The organism is Sphingomonas sp. UNC305MFCol5.2, assembly GCF_000712135.1.
Classification (GTDB): domain Bacteria; phylum Pseudomonadota; class Alphaproteobacteria; order Sphingomonadales; family Sphingomonadaceae; genus Sphingomonas.
Genome location: NZ_JOOE01000001.1, coordinates 266759 through 283728, shown reverse-complemented (window position 1 = coordinate 283728; position 16970 = coordinate 266759). Strand labels below are relative to the sequence as shown.

Below are 16970 nucleotides of genomic sequence, written 5' to 3'. Positions count from 1 at the left end.
TGGCTAGAGCCGCCGCATAGGGACCTATCCAAGGGGAAGTCATGAGCATCACGCCCGCAGTCCGCGCAATCCTTGCGAACTACGAATCCGACAATCCCGGCGTGAAGGCCAATCTGGCCCGCATCTTGATGCAGGGGCGGCTGGGCGGAACGGGCAAGCTGATCATCCTGCCCGTCGATCAAGGCTTCGAGCATGGCCCGGCGCGGAGCTTCGCGGTCAATCCGGAGGCCTATGATCCCCATTATCACTTCCAGCTCGCGATCGAGGCCGGGCTTTCTGCCTACGCCGCGCCATTGGGGATGATCGAGGCGGGTGCCGACAGCTTTGCCGGGCAGATCCCCACGATCCTCAAGGTCAACAGCTCGAACAGCTGGGCGACGGGCATCAACCAGGCGGTCACCGGCGGCGTCGACGATGCACTGCGGCTCGGCTGTTCGGCGATCGGCTTCACCATCTATCCGGGTGCGGACGACGTGTTCGAGATGATGGAGGAGATCAAGGAGATGCGCGCCCAGGCGGCATCGGTCGGCATCGCGACGGTGATCTGGTCCTATCCGCGCGGCGGCAAGCTCTCCAAGGAAGGCGAGCTGGCGCTCGACGTCGGCGCCTATGCCGCGCACATGGCGGCGCTGCTTGGTGCGCACATCATCAAGGTCAAGCTGCCGAGCGCGCACATCGAGCAGAAGGAAGCGGTGAAGTCGTACGAAGGCACCGACTGGTCGGCACAGTCGGACCGAGTAAAGCATGTCGTGAAGAGCTGCTTCAACGGCCGCCGGATCGTGGTTTTCTCGGGCGGCGCCGCCAAGGGCGAGGACGCGGTCTATCAGGACGCGCGGGACATTCGCGATGGGGGGGGTAATGGTTCGATCATTGGCCGGAACACTTTCCAACGCCCTCGTGCGGATGCGTTGGCGATGCTCGAAAAATTGATTGGTATCTACAAGGGCGCGGAATGAGCGTCGCGCGCCGCCCGGTGCTCGCGGGCCTCGCGCTCGCGATGCTGGGCGGCCGCGCCATGGCGAAAGGAAGCCTGGTGGAAGATCCAATACCGTTCGGCATGATCGGCAAGATGAAGGCGCAGCCCGGCAAGCGCGCCGAGCTGATCGCGATCCTCAATTCGGGCACCGGCACGATGCCCGGATGCCGCGCCTATCTGATCGCCGAGGACGTGAAAGACCCCGACGCGATCTGGATCACCGAGATCTGGGACGATGCATCGAGCCACAAGGCATCGCTGCAGCTCCCGGCGGTACGGGATGCGATCGCCAAAGGTCGCCCGCTGATCGCCGGATTCGAGATCAGTGCCGAGACGCGCCCGGTGACGCGCCCCGCCTGAGAGCTCAATTCGAAAGCGGGACCGGGTCCGCTGCCATTGCCGCCATGACGTCGGGCACGGTCGACCCGACGACCACTTCATGATCCTTGTCGTACGAGATCACGCCGACATCGTCGCCGGCGAGGTTGATCGTCGTGACGGTGCGCACCAGCGACAGGTTGACCAGGATCGGATCGCCGTTGATCGATTTGAGCAACAGGAAGCGGGGTTTGTCAGAGGTCATTCGATCAGCTCCGTTCGTCGCCAGCAGTCTCGCCGCTGGGCGTAGAGTACCGTTATAGCGGCATCGCGGGTCCGGTGGGGCGTTGAGCGCCGGAATGAGGCGAATGGAGATTGTCATGGACGATCGGACAGTAGGCAGCAGGCAAGTCGACGCCTTTATCGAGGACAAGCTCCTCGCCCGCGATCCGGCGCTCGAAGCCGCGCTGCGCGCCAATGCCGAGGCCGGACTTCCGGCGATCGACGTCTCGCCCGCACAGGGCAAGCAGCTCCAGCTGCTCGCACGGATGACGGGTGCCCGGCGGATCCTCGAAGTGGGCACGCTGGGCGGTTACTCGACGATCTGGCTGGCGCGTGGGCTGCCGGAAGGGGGGCAGGTGGTGACGCTCGAGCTCGAGCCGCATCATGCCGAAGTCGCCGCCGCCAATATCGCCGCGGCTGGGCTCACCGCGCGCGTGGATATCCGTATCGGACCCGCCATCGCGACGCTCGACGCGATGGTTGCCGCGGGGGAAGCGCCCTTCGACCTGGTCTTCGTGGACGCGGACAAGCCGAGCAACCCCGCTTATCTGCGCGCCGCGCTGGCGCTGTCCAGGCCGGGTACGGTGCTCGTGTTCGACAATGTCGTCCGCGACGGCACCGTGCTGGATGCGGACAGTGCCGACCCCAGCGTGCAAGGCACGCGCGCGCTTTACGACGCGATCGCCGCCGAACGCCGAGTCGATGCCACTGCGATCCAGACGCTGGGCGCCAAGGGCTGGGACGGATTCCTCATCGGCATCGTCGATGCCTGACGCGTTTCGCTTTGCGACGAGACGCGCTAGGGCGGGCGCATGATCGACCAAGACGACGATGCCCTGCCGCCGCTCGGCCCCGAATTCGCCGCGCAGTTCCAGCGCGATGACCGGCGGCCCGCCTGCCAGCTCTATCTGATCTCGCCGCTCGATACTTCGGGCGGGTTTGCCGACCGGCTGGCACGCGCGCTCGATGCCGGGCCGGTGGCGGCGTTCCAGTTCCGGGTGAAGGGCATCGACCAGCATGCGGCGGTGGCGCTCGCCGAGCCGCTTCAGAGGATTTGTGGTGATCGCGACGTCGCGTTCCTCGTCAACGACAGCATCAGCCTCGCCAAGCGGCTGGGCGCCGATGGCGTGCATCTGGGGCAGAGCGATGGCGACCCGCGCGAGGCGCGTTCGGTGCTCGGCCCCAATGTGCAGATCGGCGTGACCTGCCACGACAGCCGTCACCTCGCGATGGAAGCGGGCGAGGCGGGCGCCGACTATGTCGCGTTCGGCGCATTCTACCCGACCAGCACCAAGGAAGTGCGCCACCACCCCGATCCCGCAATCCTGAGCTGGTGGTCGACGATGTTCGAGCTGCCGAGCGTCGCGATCGGCGGCATCACCCCAGCCAATGCGCGGCCGCTCGTCGAGGCAGGAGCGGACTTCCTCGCAGTGTCGGCTGCGGTGTGGGGCGGCGACGAGGCGGCAGCGGTCAAGGCGTTCAACGCAGTGCTCGCGGGCTGAGGCCCCAGCCGCATTCCATCTTCGTCAGGGCCAGGTCCGACTCGCATCCGGAAACAAGCGGAGAGTCGGTTCGTTCTTCCGACCGACATATGTTGGTCAGGAGCTTGTCTTTGCGTACAAAATTGTTTGCGGCCGCCTGCATTGCCGCGATCGCCTTGACACCGCTCGCGGCGCAGCCCGAGGGCAGGGCGGCAAGGGCCAGGCCCCCGATCGACTGGACGATCATGCACGCGCAAGTGATCCTCGACTCGCTCGGCTTCTCGCCCGGGATCATCGACGGGCGCGAGGGCCAATCGCTTACCGCAGCGCTCAAGGCGTTCCAGTCGACGCGCGGGCTCAAGACGAGCGGCAAGCTCGATCGCGCCACGCTGGGCGCGCTCCACCAATATCGCGAGCGGCGCCCGACGATGCGCGTGACGCTCGATCCGGCCATGCTCCAGGGGCCATACGTCAACCCGATTCCCAAGGACCCCGAGAAGCAGGCCGCGCTTCCTTCGCTCGGCTATACCCGCCCGCTCGAGAAGCTGGCCGAGATGTTCCACACCACGCCGGAAGTGCTGGTCGAGCTCAATCCCGGCGGCGGGACGATACGGGCCGGCGCGACCTTCGTCTTCCCCAATGTGCTGCCCGCCTCGCGCGATTATGCGAGCGACCTCAAGCCCGAATGGCGCCAGACTCTGACCGATCTCAATGTCGATGCGCGCCAGCCCGCGGGCGATCACATCGTCGTCGACAAGTCGGAGAAGGTGCTCAAGGTCTTCGATGCCGACGACAGACTGGTCGCACAGTTCAGCGCGACGATGGGGAGCCAGCATGATCCGTTGCCGATCGGCACGTGGAAAATCAATGTGATAGATACCAATCCGAAGTTTCATTATAACCCAGACCTGTTCTGGGATGCGAAGAAGGACGACGAGAAGGCGATGCTGCCGCCGGGGCCGAACGGACCGGTGGGCGTGGTATGGCTCGATCTGTCCAAGGAGCATTACGGCATCCACGGCACGCCCGAGCCGCAGAACATCGCGCGCACCCAGAGCCATGGCTGCATCCGCCTGACCAATTGGGACGCGGCGCGGCTGGCGCTGATGGTCAAACCGGGCGCCGAAGCCGTGTTCCAGGAGTAAGGGTCCGTGCTAAAGCGGCTGACCATGGGGGTGGGGATCGTCTTGTTTCTGGGGTTGGCTGCGCTGGCGTCGATGATCCGCATCGTGCCGACGCCGCCTGCGGCGCCAGCGCGACAGATCGCGAATGCGCCTGCCCCGGCAACGCCCGGTGCATGGCGGCATCCGATGCTGCTGGTGCCGGTGCAGGGCGTGACCCGCGACAAGATCGTCGATACCTGGGGACAGTCGCGCGCCGATGGCGCCCGGACGCATCAGGCGACCGACATCGTGGCGCCCGGCGGCACTCCTGTGGTCGCGGCGGCGCCGGGCAATGTCGAGAAACTCTTCTACAGCGAGGGAGGGGGAGGGATCACGCTCTATGTCCGCTCGCCCGATCGGCAATGGAGCTATTATTACGCGCATCTCGAACGCTACGCACCCGGCGTGGTCGAGGGCATGCCGGTGCGCACCGGTGACTTGCTCGGCTATGTCGGTGATACCGGGAATGCGGGGACGGGAAATTTCCACCTCCACTTCGCCATGGCGCACATGCAGCCGGGCGACGGCTGGTGGAAAGGCCAGCCGGTGAACCCCTATCCGCTGCTTGCGGGGCGCAGCAACGCGCCCTAACCTCAAGGCAGATACAGGGAAATGCGATGCAGGGCGGGTGCAATTGCCGATATGTCCGCTTTCGGCTGACGTCGGCGCCGATCTTCGTGAACGGGTGTCATTGCCGCGTCTGCCAGCGTGAGACGGGGTCGGCGTTCGCGATCAACGTGATGATCGAGGCGGACCGGGTCGAGATACTGAACGGCGGCGAGCCCGAGATCGTCGTCACTCGCTCCGGCACGATGGCGACGCGTTCGGCGCGCTGCCCGCGCTGCGGCGTGGGCCTGTGGGGAACGCATCCGGACTTCGGCGATGCGATCCGCTTCGTCCGCGGCGGCACGCTCGACGAGCGGGTGATGCCCGATGCGCATTTCTTCACGGTGACGCGCCACCCTTTGGTCCAGGTGCCCGACGACGTTCGGAGCTTTCCCGGGCTGCCGGAGCCTGAGGATCCGCCATTGTGGGACGAAGAGGCGCAGGGGCGAGTCGATGCCGCGATGGCCGCGTGCTTGCCCGAACGCTGATGCATCGCTAAAGGCCCGGCCTTCGCTCTTTCTCAGCTTACAGGTCTCGATCCATGAAGATCAGCGGCGTGGACATCCGTCCCGGCAATATCATCGAATATGAAGGCGGCATCTGGCGCGCCGTGAAGATCCAGCACACCCAGCCGGGCAAGGGCGGTGCGTACATGCAGGTCGAGATGAAGAACCTCATCGACGGCCGCAAGAACAACGTCCGCTTCCGCTCGGCGGAGACGGTCGAGCGCGTTCGCCTCGACACGGTCGATTTCCAGTTCCTGTTCGCCGACGGAGACACGCTGACCTTCATGGACAAGGTGAGCTACGAGCAGATCACGCTGCCGCGCGACCTGCTCGGCGATGCTGCGGCCTTCCTGCAGGATGGCATGGACGTGGTGATGGAGCTTTACGACGAGAAGCCGATCTCGGTGCAATTGCCCGATACGATCGAGGCGACGATCGTCGAGGCCGACGCGGTGGTGAAGGGCCAAACCGCCTCGTCGAGCTACAAGCCGGCGGTGCTCGAGAACGGCGTCCGCGTGATGGTCCCACCGCACATCGCCGCGGGAACCCGGATCGTCGTCGACGTATACGAGCAGACCTACGTCCGCCGGGCGGACTGATCCTGATTCTCCCTCTCTCCGCTTGCGGGGAGAGGGTCGGGGAGAGGGGCCTGAGCCGCGCCTTTCCCGTACTGCCCCTCTCCCAACCCTCTCCCCTGAAGGGGAGAGGGCTATAGGTGTAATATGGTTTCCCATTCCGGCATCATCACCGTCATCGAGCGCGCCGTCCGCAAGGCGGGGCCGCGGCTGCGGCGCGACTTCAACGAGGTCCAGCATCTGCAGGTGAGCCGCAAGGGGCCGGCCGACTTCGTCAGCCTCGCCGACAAGCGCGCCGAGGACACGCTGATCGAGGAGCTCCAGAAGGCGCGACCCGATTGGGGCTTCCTTGTCGAGGAGCGCGGCGAAATCGCCGGCGATCCGAACAAGCCGCGCTGGATCATCGATCCGCTCGACGGCACGAGCAACTTCCTCCACGGCATCCCGCATTTCTGCATGTCGATCGCGGTCGAGGATCCGATGGGTGCGCAGGGCAAGCCCGAGATCACGCATGGGTATATTTACCAGCCGATCACTGATGAGAGCTTCTGGGCCGAAAAGGGCAGGGGCGCCTGGCTGCAGGACCAGCGGCTGCGCGTCTCGGCGCGCCGCGATCTTGCCGACGCATTGATCGCGACGGGCATTCCGTTCCTCGGCCATGGCGATTTCGTCGAGTGGAGCCGGATTTTCGGTGCGGTTGCTCCGGAAGTCGCCGGCATCCGCCGGATGGGCGCCGCGGCGCTCGACCTCGCCTGGGTCGCGGCGGGCCGGTTCGACGGTTATTGGGAATCGCATCTCCAGCCCTGGGACGTCGCGGCCGGCATGCTGATCGTGAAGGAGGCCGGCGGCTTCGTCACCGATTTCCGCGGGCAGGATCTGGCGCGCGAGCGCAACCAGTTCCTCGCCGCCAACGACGTGCTGCATTCGAAGCTGCACAAGCTCGTCGCGAGCTCGCTGCGGAATAAGTAACCTGCCGGTGAACGTCACTTATTGCGAGTGATTCTCACACGTTCCGACCCTTGCCGCACTGGGTTCACAGTCCTAGAAGCCCCCCAAGATTCCGCATCCGCGAGAAGGCACTTTGGTCGATCTAATCGAATATCTGCCGATCCTGCTGTTCCTCGGCGTGGCACTGGTGCTTTCGAGCGCCTTCGTGTTCCTGCCGATGCTGGTAGGCCGGCTCACCGGCACGCATCAGCCGACGCCGGAGAAGCTCACCGAATATGAGTGCGGCTTCCCCGCCTTCGAGGATTCGCGCAGCCAGTTCGACGTGCGTTTCTACCTCGTCGCGATCCTGTTCATCGTCTTCGATCTCGAAGCGGCGTTCCTCTATCCCTGGGCAGTCAGTGTGTTCGACCTCGGCTGGACCGCGTGGATCTCGATGATGATCTTCATTGCCGAGCTCGCGCTCGGACTGGTTTATGCGTGGAAGAAAGGTGCGTTGGAGTGGGAGTAGAACTCAGCCCTCCGCTGCCGGGGACGCTCCCCAATGTGGCGTTCCTCGACGACATCAATGCCGAGCTCGGCGACAAGGGCTTCCTCGTCACCTCGACCGAAGAGCTGTTCCAGTGGGCTCGCACGGGTTCGCTGTGGTGGATGACCTTCGGACTGGCGTGCTGCGCGGTCGAGATGATCCACGTCAACATGCCGCGCTACGACATGGAGCGCTTCGGCGCCGCGCCACGCGCGTCTCCGCGCCAGTCGGACGTGATGATCGTCGCGGGCACGCTCTGCAACAAGATGGCCCCGGCGCTGCGCCGTGTGTACGATCAGATGTCCGAGCCGAAATACGTGATCTCGATGGGGTCGTGCGCGAACGGTGGCGGCTATTACCATTATAGCTACAGCGTCGTGCGCGGCTGCGACCGGATCGTGCCGGTGGACATCTATGTCCCCGGCTGTCCGCCGACCGCCGAGGCCCTGCTCTACGGCGTGATGCAGCTCCAGCGTAAGATCCGCCGGATCGGGACGATGGAACGGTGAGGGCACCGGCTCCGAAATGTGCGCCCAATGACGGCGTGATCGATGCGGCTGCGGCCGTGCTCGGCGACATGCTGGTCGAGAGCAAGGACGCTGTCGGCGAGATTTCGCTGACCGTGAAGCGTGAGCGCCTCGTCGAGGCGATGCTGGCACTGCGCGACACGCCGGGCCTCGAATATCAGCAGCTGAGCGAGATCGCCGGTGCCGATTATCCGGCGCGGCCCGAGCGGTTCGACGTGGTCTATCAATTGCTGTCGTTCACGCAGAATCGCCGCATCCGCGTGCGGGTGACGACCGACGAGGACGCGCCGGTGCCGAGCGTGACGGGGATCTGGCCGGTCGCCGGCTGGCTCGAGCGCGAAGTCTACGACATGTACGGCGTGCTGTTCGACGGGAATACCGACCTGCGCCGGATCCTGACCGACTATGGCTTCGTCGGGCATCCGCTGCGCAAGGACTTCCCGCAGACCGGCTATGTCGAATTGCGCTACTCGGAAGAAGCCAAGCGCGTGGTCTACGAGCCGGTCAAGCTGGCGCAGGACTTCCGCAACTTCGATTTCATGAGCCCGTGGGAAGGCGCGGCCTATGTGCTGCCCGGTGACGAGAAGGCACCGCCTCCGCCGCCACCCGCTCCGGCGCCCGCACCGACGCCGGCCCCCGTGGTTTCGCAGCCCGAGGCCAAGGGCGCGCCGACGCCGCTGACTGCCGACGAAATCGTCAAGGGCGATGCGCCCGCGGCGAAGGCCGCCAAGCCGCGTGTCCGCAAGCCCAAGACCACCGAGAGCACGGCCGAGAGCGGCGCGGGCAAGCCGGGACCCGAAGCCGGTCCCAAGCCCGCCGACCCCGATGTCGTGAAGAAGCCGCGAGCATCGCGCGCGAAGAAGGCAAACCCGGATGGCTGAGTATCTCGACGAGATCGAAGGTCGCACCGACGCCGGCAAGCCGGAGCCGGGCGATACCCAGATCGCCAACTACACGATCAATTTCGGCCCGCAGCATCCCGCGGCGCACGGCGTGCTGCGCCTCGTCACCGAGCTGGACGGCGAGATCATCGAGCGCATCGATCCGCATGTCGGCCTGCTCCACCGCGGCACCGAGAAGCTGATCGAGTACAAAACCTACACCCAGGCGCTGCCCTATTTCGACCGGTTCGACTATTGCTCGCCGCTCAGCATGGAGCATAGCTTCGTACTCGCGGTCGAGAAATTGCTCGATCTCGAAGTGCCGTTGCGCGGCCAATATCTTCGTGTGTTCTTCGCCGAGCTGACCCGCATCTGCAATCACATGCTCAACCTCGGGTCGCATGTCATGGACGTCGGCGCGATGACGCCGAACCTGTGGCTGTTCGAGATCCGCGAGGATTGCCTCAACTTCTTCGAGCGTGCCTCGGGCGCGCGGATGCACTCCAATTATTACCGCGTCGGCGGCGTCCGCCAGGACGTGCCCCTGAAGCTGCTGACCGACATCGCCGATTGGCTCGACAATCGCCTGCCGCGGCTGTTCGAGGATGCGATCAGCCTCGTCGCGGAGAACCGCATCTTCAAGCAGCGCAATGTCGACATCGCGGTGGTGGGCCGCGAGGACGCGATCGCCTGGGGCTTTTCGGGCCCGATGATCCGCGCCGCGGGCATTCCCTGGGATATCCGCCGCCAGCAGCCCTACGACGTGTACGACCGCATGGAGTTCGACATCCCCGTCGGCACACGCGGCGATTGCTATGACCGGTTCATGGTGCGCGTCGAGGAAGTGCGCCAGTCGGCGCGGATCATGAAGCAATGCCTGAACGAGATGCCCGACGGTCCAGTGCTGACGCTCGACCGCAAGGTCGCGCCGCCGAGCCGCGGCGAGATGAAGCAGTCGATGGAAGCGCTGATCCATCACTTCAAGCTGTTCACCGAAGGCTATCACGTCCCCGCGGGCGAGGTTTACGTCGCGACCGAGAGCCCCAAGGGCGAGTTCGGCGTCTATCTGGTGAGCGACGGCACCAACAAGCCGTATCGCTGCAAGGTCCGCCCGACTGCGTTCAGCCATCTCCAGGCAATGGATTTCATGTCGCGCGGCCACATGCTCGCCGACATCACTGCCATCCTGGGCGCGATGGATATCGTGTTCGGGGAGTGCGACCGGTGAGTGAGTTCCTGACCAGTAGCAACGGCAAAGCGGTTCGCGCGGCGCTGCTGCTTGGATGCACCGCCGCGTTGTCGGCAATTCTCGCGGGATATCTTCCGGTTGGGGGTTGGGTGAACGATATCGCCGCGTTCGGCATCGTGGCGTCTGTGTTGATCAGTGCGTGGCTCTCGACAACCCAGGGCAATTCGAGTGTGGCGAATGGCTGACGCACAGCAGATTCCCGCCGCCAACCGCATCGCCACCGCGCACGCGATGATCGAGCGCTACAATGCGCAGGACGCCGACGGTTACGTCGCGCTGATGACCGAGGGCGCGTGCGAGGCGACTTATCGCGGCGCGGTGCTGCGCGAGGGCCGTGAAGGCGTGCGTTCGGGGCTCAAGGCGATTTTCGCCGAATTCCCCGGCAATCGCGCGGAAATCCTCACGTCCTACGCGCTCGGCGATACCGTCGTGCTGCACGAGAAGGTCGCGCGTTCCCCTGAGGCAGAGCCGTTCGAGGTGATGTCCATCTATTCGTTCTCCGACGACAAGGTCGATCGGGTGGAGTTCATTCGCTGATGGCTGACGCCCCACAACTTCCCGACGAGGCCGAGACCCGCGCGCGCTGGGGCGCGTTCGCGTGGACGGCCGAGAATGCCGAGAAGGCCAGGGAAATCCTCGGCCGCTATCCGGCGGGCCGGCAGATGTCGTGCACGCTCCCGTTTCTCGATCTGGCCCAGCGGCAGGTCGGCGCGGAGACCAATACGCAGGGCTGGCTGCCTGTGCCGGTGATCGAGTTCGTCGCGCGCGAGCTGGAGCTGCCGTACATCCGCGTATTCGAAGTCGCGACTTTCTACACGATGTTCAATCTCGTGCCCGTCGGCCGCTATCACGTGCAGGTCTGCGGCACGACGCCGTGCATGCTGCGCGGGAGCGACGACGTGCTGGCGGCGTGCAAGAGCCGCGGCATGCACAAGGGCCATACCACCGCCGACGGGATGTTCACGCTGACCGAGGTCGAGTGCCTGGGCAGCTGCGCCTCGGCGCCGATGGTGCAGATCAACGACGATAATTACGAGGATCTCGATTACGACCGCACCGTCGCGATCCTCGATGCGCTGGCCAAGGGCGAGCAGCCCAAGACCGGCACGCAGGAACCGGGCCGACACACCGTCGAAGCCGCCGGCGGCACCACCAACCTCACCGCGATGGTGACCGAGAACCACGATTATCGCGGGGAATGGGCATGAGCCAGGACACCAAGAACCTGCTGTTCGTCATCCTTGCGGTGATCGGGGCGCTCGTGATCGGCGGCTGGGTGCTCAAGATCGCCTTCAAGCTGCTCGGGATCGTGATCCTGATCGGCCTTGCGGTGGTGGCCTATATCCTGATCCAGAAGATGGTGGGGCGGGGGCGCTAGGATGCTGCAGGACAAGGACCGCATCTTCACCAACGTCTACGGCTTCCAGCCGTGGAACCTGTCGGCTGCGCTGAAGCGCGGCGATTGGGACAATACCAAGGGCCTGATGGCGATCGGGCAGGACACGATCATCGACCGCATCAAGGCCTCGGGCCTGCGTGGGCGCGGCGGGGCGGGCTTCCCGACCGGCACCAAATGGTCGTTCATGCCCAAGGAGCCGCGGCCCGACCGGCCCAATTTCCTGGTGATCAATGCCGACGAGTCCGAACCCGGCTCGTGCAAGGATCGCGAAATCATCCGCCACGATCCGCACAAATTGATCGAAGGCGCGCTGATCGCCGGCTTCGCGATGCGCGCCCGCGCCGCGTACATCTATATCCGCGGCGAATATATCCGCGAGGCGGAGACGCTCTTCGCGGCGGTGGCCGAGGCTTATGACGCGGGCATGCTCGGCAAGAATGCCGCGGGCTCGGGCTATGACTTCGACGTCTTCGTCCATCGCGGCGCCGGCGCCTATATCTGCGGCGAAGAGACCGCGATGCTCGAAAGCCTCGAGGGCAAGAAGGGCCAGCCGCGGCTCAAGCCCCCGTTCCCGGCGGGTGCGGGCCTCTATGGCTGCCCGACCACGGTCAACAACGTCGAGTCGATCGCGGTCGTCCCGACGATCCTGCGGCGCGGGCCCGAATGGTTCGCGAGCTTCGGCGCGGAGAACAACAAGGGCACCAAGCTCTTCCAGATCAGCGGCCATGTGAACAAGCCGTGCGTGGTCGAGGAAGCGATGAGCATCCCGTTCCGCGAGCTGATCGAGAAGCATTGCGGCGGCATCCGCGGCGGCTGGGACAATCTGCTCGCCGTGATTCCGGGCGGCTCCTCGGTGCCGCTCGTCCCCGCGGCGCAGATCATGGACTGCGCGATGGATTTCGACGGACTGCGCGGCGTCGGCTCGGGCCTCGGCACCGCGGCGGTGATCGTCATGGACAAGTCGACCGACATCGTTCGTGCGATCTCGCGCCTGTCCTACTTCTACAAGCATGAGAGCTGTGGTCAGTGCACCCCGTGCCGCGAAGGCACCGGCTGGATGTGGCGCGTGATGGAGCGGATGCGCACCGGCGACGCCGACATCAGCGAGATCGATACGCTCTATCAGGTCACCAAGCAGGTCGAAGGCCATACCATCTGTGCGCTCGGCGATGCTGCGGCCTGGCCGATCCAGGGCCTGATCCGCCATTTCCGCCCCGAGATGGAGCGGCGGATCAACGAACGCAGCGGCACCGGCGAGGCGTCGATGCAGGAAGCAGCCGAATAATGCCCAAGCTCAAAGTAGACGGAATCGAAGTCGAGGTGCCGCAGGGCGCGACGGTGCTCCAGGCTTGCGAAGCCGCGGGCAAGGAGATTCCACGCTTCTGCTATCACGAGCGGCTGAGCATCGCCGGCAATTGCCGCATGTGCCTGGTCGAAGTGAAGCCGGGGCCGCCCAAGCCCCAGGCTTCGTGCGCGCTGCCCGCCGCCGAGGGGCAGGAGATCCGCACCGACAGCCAGATGGTGAAGGCAGCGCGCGAAGGCGTGATGGAATTCCTGCTGATCAACCATCCGCTCGATTGCCCGATCTGCGATCAGGGCGGCGAGTGCGACCTGCAGGACCAGTCGATCGCCTATGGCAAGGGCCATAGCCGCTACACCGAGAACAAGCGGGCGGTGACCGAGAAGTACATGGGTCCGATCATCAAGACGATCATGACCCGCTGCATCCAGTGCACCCGCTGCGTCCGTTTCGGCGAGGAAGTGGCCGGCGTGGACGAGATCGGCGCGATCTATCGCGGCGAGGACATGCAGATCACGACCTATCTCGAAAAGGCATTCAAGAGCGAGCTTTCGGGGAACACTGTCGATCTCTGCCCGGTGGGCGCGCTGACGCACAAGCCGGTGGCGTTCGAATACCGCCCCTGGGAGCTCAAGCGGAACCTGTCGATCGACGTGATGGATGCCGTGGGCACCAATATCCGCCTCGACAGCCGCGGCCGCCAGGTGATGCGCGTGCTTCCGCGGATCAACGAGGACGTCAACGAGGAGTGGGCGCACGACAAGACCCGCTATCATGTCGACGCGCTCGTCCGCCGCCGGCTCGACCGTCCGTTCATCCGCAAGGGTGGCAAGCTGGTCGAAGCGAGCTGGGACGAAGCGTTCGATGCCATCGCCGCGGTCAATGCGGGCTCCAGCGTCGCGGCCATTGCCGGCGACCTGCTCGATGCCGAGACGATGTACGCCGCCAAGGCGCTGCTCAGGGGGCTCGGCTCGGAGCTGATCGAGAGCCGCCAGACCGGCATGGACTATGACGTATCGAGCCTCGGCGCGGTGGCGTTCAACCCGACCATCGCCGGCGTCGAGGATGCCGATGCGATCCTGCTGATCGGCAGCAACCTCCGCTGGGAGGCGCCGCTGATCAACACGCGCGTCCGCAAGGCGATCAAGAAGGGCGCCAAGGTCTTCGCGATCGGGCCCGAGACCGATCTCACCTACAAGCTCGAATGGCTCGGCAACGATCTTTCGCTGCTCGGCAAGCTGCCCGATCAGGTGGCGCAGGCGTTCGACGGCGCGAAGAAGCCACTCGTCATCGTCGGCCCGGGTGCGCTGGGTGCGGGCTTCGGCGCGGCGCTGGCGCTGGTCGAGCCGATGAAGCTGGTGCGCACGCTCGAGGACGGTACTGCCTGGAACGGCTTCGGTGTTGTCCATATTGCCGCGGCGCGAATGGGCGCGCTGATGTTGGGCTTCGCGCAGAAGGGCGGCATCGCCGATATCGTCGCGGCGAACCCGAAGCTCGCTTTCTTCCTCGGCGCCGACGAAGTCGATTTCGACAAGTTCGCGAACAGCTTCAAGGTGTTCGTCGGCCATCACGGCGACAAGGGCGCGCATCATGCCGATGTGATCCTGCCGGGCGCGACCTATGCCGAGAAGGCGGGCACCTATGTGAACCTCGAGGGCCGCGTCCAGCGTGCCGAACGCGCGGTGTTCGCGCCGGGCGACGCGCGCGAGGACTGGTCGATCCTGCGCGCGCTCTCCGACAAGCTCGGCCGCACGCTGCCGTTCGACAGCTTCGACGAGCTGCGCGCGGCGATGGCGTCCGAAGTGCCGGAACTGGGGCGGGAGGGCCTGGTGACCTTCGCGTGGAAGGCGCCCAAGCTCGCCGCCAAGGCCAGCGGCCCGGTCAATTATCCGATCGCCGATTTCTATCTGACCAACGCGATCTGCCGCGCATCGCCGACGATGCAGCGCTGCTCGGCCGAACTGGTCCATGGCGAAGACTTCGCGGAGGCCGCGGAATGACCGCCTTTTTCCAGAACACCATCGGTCTCCCGTTCGGCTGGGCGTGGTTCGTCGCGACGATCGTCGGCATCCTCGTGATCGCATTGCCGCTGATGCTGGCGGTGGCGATGATCATCTATGCCGACCGGAAGATCTGGGCGGCGATGGCGCTGCGGCGCGGCCCCAACGTGGTCGGCCCGTTCGGCCTGCTGCAGAGCTTCGCCGACGGCCTGAAGGTGTTCCTCCAGGAAACGATCATCCCGTCGAGCGCCAACAAGACTTTGTTCCTGATCGCGCCGATCATCACCTTCACGGTCGCGCTGATCGTGTGGGCGGTGGTGCCGTGGCAGGCGGGCGTGGTGCTCTCCAACATCAATGTCGGCCTGCTCTACATCCTCGCGGCTTCGTCGCTCGGCGTGTACGGGATCATCCTCGCAGGCTGGTCGTCCAACTCGAAATACCCGTTCTATTCGGCGATCCGCGCCGCGGCGCAGATGGTGTCGTATGAGGTCTCGATCGGCTTCGTCCTGATCTCGGTCGTGCTGTGGGCAGGGACGTTCAACCTCGGCGGCATCGTAGAAGCACAGAAGGGCCATGTCTTCGGTGTGCTCAATGGCTTCGGCTTCAACCCGTTGCTGTTCCCGATGGCCGTGGTGTTCTTCATCTCGTCGCTCGCCGAGACCCAGCGCGCACCGTTCGACCTCACCGAGGCCGAGTCCGAGCTCGTCGCGGGCTATCAGACCGAATATTCGTCGATGAGCTTCGCGCTCTACTGGCTCGGCGAATATGCCAACGTGCTGCTGATGTGCACGCTTAACGCAACGCTCTTCTGGGGTGGCTATCTCGCGCCGCTCGACATGCCATTCCTCGGCTTTTTCCCGAACATCGTGGTACCGGGGATCCTCTGGCTGTTCGCCAAGATCCTGTTCTTCTTCTTCGTGTTCAGCTGGGTGAAGGCGACGGTCCCGCGCTATCGCTACGACCAGCTGATGCGGCTGGGCTGGAAGATCTTCCTGCCGCTGTCGCTGATCTTCGTGTTCCTCGTTTCCGGGTACCTGATGTGGGCCCGGGTTGGATTCGCCGCATGAGCATCGCCCAACTCGTCCGATCCTACACCTTGTGGGAGTTCATCAAGGCGCACTGGCTGACCTTGCGGTACTTCTTCAAGCCAAAGGCGACGATCAACTATCCGTACGAGAAGAACCCGATCTCGCCCCGCTTCCGCGGCGAGCATGCGCTCCGCCGCTATGCCAATGGCGAAGAGCGCTGCATCGCGTGCAAGCTGTGCGAGGCGGTGTGCCCGGCGCTGGCGATTACGATCGAGGCCGAGCCGCGCGACGACGGCAGCCGCCGCACGACGCGCTACGACATCGACATGACCAAGTGCATCTATTGCGGGCTCTGCCAGGAGGCGTGCCCGGTCGATGCGATCGTCGAAGGGCCGAACTTCGAATTCTCGACCGAGACCCGCGAGGAGCTGATCTACGACAAAAACAAGCTGCTCGCGAATGGCGACCGCTGGGAGCGCGCGATCGCCGCGAACCTTGCCGCCGATGCACCGTACCGTTAAGCGCACCGCAATCGTCAGGGGCCGCCAGATTCCGTGATCCAGCTTCTCGCCTTCTATCTGTTCGCGATCGTCGTCATTGCCTCCGGGGCGATGACGATCCTGTCGCGCAATCCGGTGCATTCTGTGCTCTGGCTGATCCTCGCATTCTTCAACGCGGCGGGGCTGATGGTGCTCGCGGGCGCCGAGTTCATCGCGATGCTGCTCGTCATCGTCTATGTCGGCGCGGTCGCGGTGCTCTTCCTGTTCGTCGTGATGATGCTCAACATCGACTTCGCCGAGCTGCGCGCGGGTGTGATGCGCTATGCCGCGATCGGGTTGCTGCTTGCGGTGGCACTGGTTGCCGAGATCATCGTCGCCATCGGGGCCTATAGCGCGGGCGGGTTGCAGCTCGGCCGCCGCATCGCCCCGATCGACGCGGGCATGCCCAATATCGAGGCGATCGGGCAATTGCTCTACACGCGCTACCTGTTCGTGTTCGAAGGCGCCGGCCTCGTGCTGCTGGTCGCGATGATCGGCGCGATCGTGCTGACCTATCGTCAGCGCAGCGACGTCCGCCCGCAGAACATCAACCGCCAGATCAACCGCCGCGCCAAGGACGCTACCCGCAACATGAACCCGCCGGTCGGGCAGGGGGTCGAGCTGTGATCGGCGTCACCCATCAAAACCCGTTCGCTTCGAGCGCAG

23 protein-coding genes are annotated in these 16970 nt (G+C 65.0%); 22 read left to right on the top strand and 1 reads right to left on the bottom strand.

From position 1 onward, the window contains the following. Positions 1-41: 41 nt before the first annotated feature. Both BR78_RS0101430 and BR78_RS20280 read left to right on the top strand, forming a co-directional pair. Positions 42-956: a class I fructose-bisphosphate aldolase gene (locus BR78_RS0101430; RefSeq protein ID WP_029934391.1), complete on the top strand. Its 915-nt coding sequence runs from the start codon at positions 42-44 to the stop codon at positions 954-956. Beyond that, on the top strand, positions 953-1336 hold the full coding sequence (locus BR78_RS20280; protein WP_029934386.1) for a putative quinol monooxygenase: 384 nt from the start codon (positions 953-955) through the stop codon (positions 1334-1336). Before BR78_RS0101430 ends, BR78_RS20280 begins: the two co-directional genes overlap by 4 nt. Positions 1337-1340: 4 nt before the next feature. On the opposite strand, the gene BR78_RS0101420 is transcribed toward BR78_RS20280, so the two are convergent. Next, positions 1341-1559, bottom strand: a complete 219-nt coding sequence (locus tag BR78_RS0101420; protein WP_029724247.1) for a hypothetical protein — start codon at positions 1557-1559, stop codon at positions 1341-1343. A gap of 115 nt (positions 1560-1674) precedes the next feature. Between BR78_RS0101420 and BR78_RS0101415 the strand changes: the two genes are divergently transcribed. From BR78_RS0101415 to BR78_RS0101320, 20 genes are all read left to right on the top strand, one after another. Continuing rightward, positions 1675-2349, top strand: a complete 675-nt coding sequence (locus BR78_RS0101415) for an O-methyltransferase (RefSeq protein ID WP_029728648.1) — start codon at positions 1675-1677, stop codon at positions 2347-2349. 39 nt (positions 2350-2388) lie between these two features. Beyond that, positions 2389-3078, top strand: a complete 690-nt coding sequence (gene thiE, locus BR78_RS0101410; RefSeq protein WP_029724245.1) for a thiamine phosphate synthase — start codon at positions 2389-2391, stop codon at positions 3076-3078. Between the two features lie 110 nt (positions 3079-3188). Then, positions 3189-4202 (top strand): L,D-transpeptidase family protein, encoded by a 1014-nt coding sequence (locus tag BR78_RS0101405; RefSeq protein WP_443027661.1) that lies wholly within the window; start codon positions 3189-3191, stop codon positions 4200-4202. A gap of 6 nt (positions 4203-4208) precedes the next feature. Then, on the top strand, positions 4209-4811 hold the full coding sequence (locus BR78_RS0101400; RefSeq protein ID WP_231478069.1) for a M23 family metallopeptidase: 603 nt from the start codon (positions 4209-4211) through the stop codon (positions 4809-4811). Between the two features lie 26 nt (positions 4812-4837). After that, on the top strand, positions 4838-5314 hold the full coding sequence (locus BR78_RS0101395) for a GFA family protein (protein WP_029724242.1): 477 nt from the start codon (positions 4838-4840) through the stop codon (positions 5312-5314). 53 nt (positions 5315-5367) lie between these two features. Further along, positions 5368-5931 (top strand): elongation factor P, encoded by a 564-nt coding sequence (gene efp, locus BR78_RS0101390; protein WP_029724241.1) that lies wholly within the window; start codon positions 5368-5370, stop codon positions 5929-5931. Between the two features lie 123 nt (positions 5932-6054). Further along, positions 6055-6876, top strand: a complete 822-nt coding sequence (locus BR78_RS0101385; RefSeq protein ID WP_029724240.1) for an inositol monophosphatase family protein — start codon at positions 6055-6057, stop codon at positions 6874-6876. 112 nt (positions 6877-6988) lie between these two features. Next, on the top strand, positions 6989-7363 hold the full coding sequence (locus BR78_RS0101380) for an NADH-quinone oxidoreductase subunit A (protein ID WP_029724239.1): 375 nt from the start codon (positions 6989-6991) through the stop codon (positions 7361-7363). Beyond that, positions 7354-7890: a NuoB/complex I 20 kDa subunit family protein gene (locus tag BR78_RS0101375; protein WP_029724238.1), complete on the top strand. Its 537-nt coding sequence runs from the start codon at positions 7354-7356 to the stop codon at positions 7888-7890. Before BR78_RS0101380 ends, BR78_RS0101375 begins: the two co-directional genes overlap by 10 nt. Then, positions 7887-8789 (top strand): NADH-quinone oxidoreductase subunit C, encoded by a 903-nt coding sequence (locus BR78_RS0101370; protein ID WP_049811811.1) that lies wholly within the window; start codon positions 7887-7889, stop codon positions 8787-8789. Before BR78_RS0101375 ends, BR78_RS0101370 begins: the two co-directional genes overlap by 4 nt. After that, positions 8782-10017, top strand: coding sequence for an NADH-quinone oxidoreductase subunit D (locus tag BR78_RS0101365; protein WP_029728651.1), 1236 nt, complete (start codon positions 8782-8784; stop codon positions 10015-10017). Before BR78_RS0101370 ends, BR78_RS0101365 begins: the two co-directional genes overlap by 8 nt. Further along, positions 10014-10223 (top strand): hypothetical protein, encoded by a 210-nt coding sequence (locus tag BR78_RS0101360; protein ID WP_029728652.1) that lies wholly within the window; start codon positions 10014-10016, stop codon positions 10221-10223. The genes BR78_RS0101365 and BR78_RS0101360 overlap by 4 nt, the downstream gene beginning before the upstream one ends. Continuing rightward, a complete protein-coding gene (locus BR78_RS0101355) occupies positions 10216-10575 on the top strand; it encodes a nuclear transport factor 2 family protein (protein ID WP_029728653.1) in 360 nt (119 codons plus the stop codon). The genes BR78_RS0101360 and BR78_RS0101355 overlap by 8 nt, the downstream gene beginning before the upstream one ends. After that, positions 10575-11246, top strand: a complete 672-nt coding sequence (locus BR78_RS0101350) for a complex I 24 kDa subunit family protein (RefSeq protein WP_029728654.1) — start codon at positions 10575-10577, stop codon at positions 11244-11246. The genes BR78_RS0101355 and BR78_RS0101350 overlap by 1 nt, the downstream gene beginning before the upstream one ends. Beyond that, positions 11243-11416 carry a hypothetical protein gene (locus tag BR78_RS0101345; protein ID WP_156022173.1) on the top strand — a complete coding sequence of 58 codons (174 nt, stop codon included), beginning with the start codon at positions 11243-11245 and terminating at the stop codon, positions 11414-11416. Before BR78_RS0101350 ends, BR78_RS0101345 begins: the two co-directional genes overlap by 4 nt. Position 11417: 1 nt before the next feature. Continuing rightward, a complete protein-coding gene (gene nuoF / locus BR78_RS0101340; protein ID WP_029728655.1) occupies positions 11418-12722 on the top strand; it encodes an NADH-quinone oxidoreductase subunit NuoF in 1305 nt (434 codons plus the stop codon). Continuing rightward, on the top strand, positions 12722-14737 hold the full coding sequence (gene nuoG, locus BR78_RS0101335) for an NADH-quinone oxidoreductase subunit NuoG (RefSeq protein ID WP_029934383.1): 2016 nt from the start codon (positions 12722-12724) through the stop codon (positions 14735-14737). The genes nuoF and nuoG overlap by 1 nt, the downstream gene beginning before the upstream one ends. Next, positions 14734-15804, top strand: a complete 1071-nt coding sequence (gene nuoH / locus BR78_RS0101330; RefSeq protein ID WP_029934382.1) for an NADH-quinone oxidoreductase subunit NuoH — start codon at positions 14734-14736, stop codon at positions 15802-15804. The genes nuoG and nuoH overlap by 4 nt, the downstream gene beginning before the upstream one ends. Then, entirely contained in the window at positions 15801-16286 is a 486-nt protein-coding gene (nuoI, locus tag BR78_RS0101325; protein WP_029934381.1) for an NADH-quinone oxidoreductase subunit NuoI, read from the top strand. Before nuoH ends, nuoI begins: the two co-directional genes overlap by 4 nt. A 33-nt stretch (positions 16287-16319) precedes the next feature. After that, the gene (locus BR78_RS0101320; protein ID WP_029934380.1) at positions 16320-16931 is read left to right on the top strand and encodes an NADH-quinone oxidoreductase subunit J; all 612 of its coding nucleotides are present in this window, start codon (positions 16320-16322) and stop codon (positions 16929-16931) included. Positions 16932-16970: the final 39 nt, after the last annotated feature.

What these genes read in the sequence shown, in the direction of transcription:
- BR78_RS20280 (WP_029934386.1), top strand. Translation starts at nt 953, where the DNA reads ATGAGCGTCGCGCGCCGCCCGGTGCTCGCGGGCCTCGCGCTCGCGATG.
- BR78_RS0101345 (WP_156022173.1), top strand. Translation starts at nt 11,243, where the DNA reads ATGAGCCAGGACACCAAGAACCTGCTGTTCGTCATCCTTGCGGTGATC.
- thiE (WP_029724245.1), top strand. Translation starts at nt 2,389, where the DNA reads ATGATCGACCAAGACGACGATGCCCTGCCGCCGCTCGGCCCCGAATTC.
- nuoI (WP_029934381.1), top strand. Translation starts at nt 15,801, where the DNA reads ATGAGCATCGCCCAACTCGTCCGATCCTACACCTTGTGGGAGTTCATC.
- BR78_RS0101355 (WP_029728653.1), top strand. Translation starts at nt 10,216, where the DNA reads ATGGCTGACGCACAGCAGATTCCCGCCGCCAACCGCATCGCCACCGCG.
- nuoH (WP_029934382.1), top strand. Translation starts at nt 14,734, where the DNA reads ATGACCGCCTTTTTCCAGAACACCATCGGTCTCCCGTTCGGCTGGGCG.
- BR78_RS0101365 (WP_029728651.1), top strand. Translation starts at nt 8,782, where the DNA reads ATGGCTGAGTATCTCGACGAGATCGAAGGTCGCACCGACGCCGGCAAG.
- BR78_RS0101350 (WP_029728654.1), top strand. Translation starts at nt 10,575, where the DNA reads ATGGCTGACGCCCCACAACTTCCCGACGAGGCCGAGACCCGCGCGCGC.
- BR78_RS0101430 (WP_029934391.1), top strand. Translation starts at nt 42, where the DNA reads ATGAGCATCACGCCCGCAGTCCGCGCAATCCTTGCGAACTACGAATCC.
- efp (WP_029724241.1), top strand. Translation starts at nt 5,368, where the DNA reads ATGAAGATCAGCGGCGTGGACATCCGTCCCGGCAATATCATCGAATAT.
- nuoF (WP_029728655.1), top strand. Translation starts at nt 11,418, where the DNA reads ATGCTGCAGGACAAGGACCGCATCTTCACCAACGTCTACGGCTTCCAG.
- nuoG (WP_029934383.1), top strand. Translation starts at nt 12,722, where the DNA reads ATGCCCAAGCTCAAAGTAGACGGAATCGAAGTCGAGGTGCCGCAGGGC.
- BR78_RS0101420 (WP_029724247.1), bottom strand. Translation starts at nt 1,559, where the DNA reads ATGACCTCTGACAAACCCCGCTTCCTGTTGCTCAAATCGATCAACGGC.
- BR78_RS0101415 (WP_029728648.1), top strand. Translation starts at nt 1,675, where the DNA reads ATGGACGATCGGACAGTAGGCAGCAGGCAAGTCGACGCCTTTATCGAG.
- BR78_RS0101385 (WP_029724240.1), top strand. Translation starts at nt 6,055, where the DNA reads ATGGTTTCCCATTCCGGCATCATCACCGTCATCGAGCGCGCCGTCCGC.
- BR78_RS0101395 (WP_029724242.1), top strand. Translation starts at nt 4,838, where the DNA reads ATGCAGGGCGGGTGCAATTGCCGATATGTCCGCTTTCGGCTGACGTCG.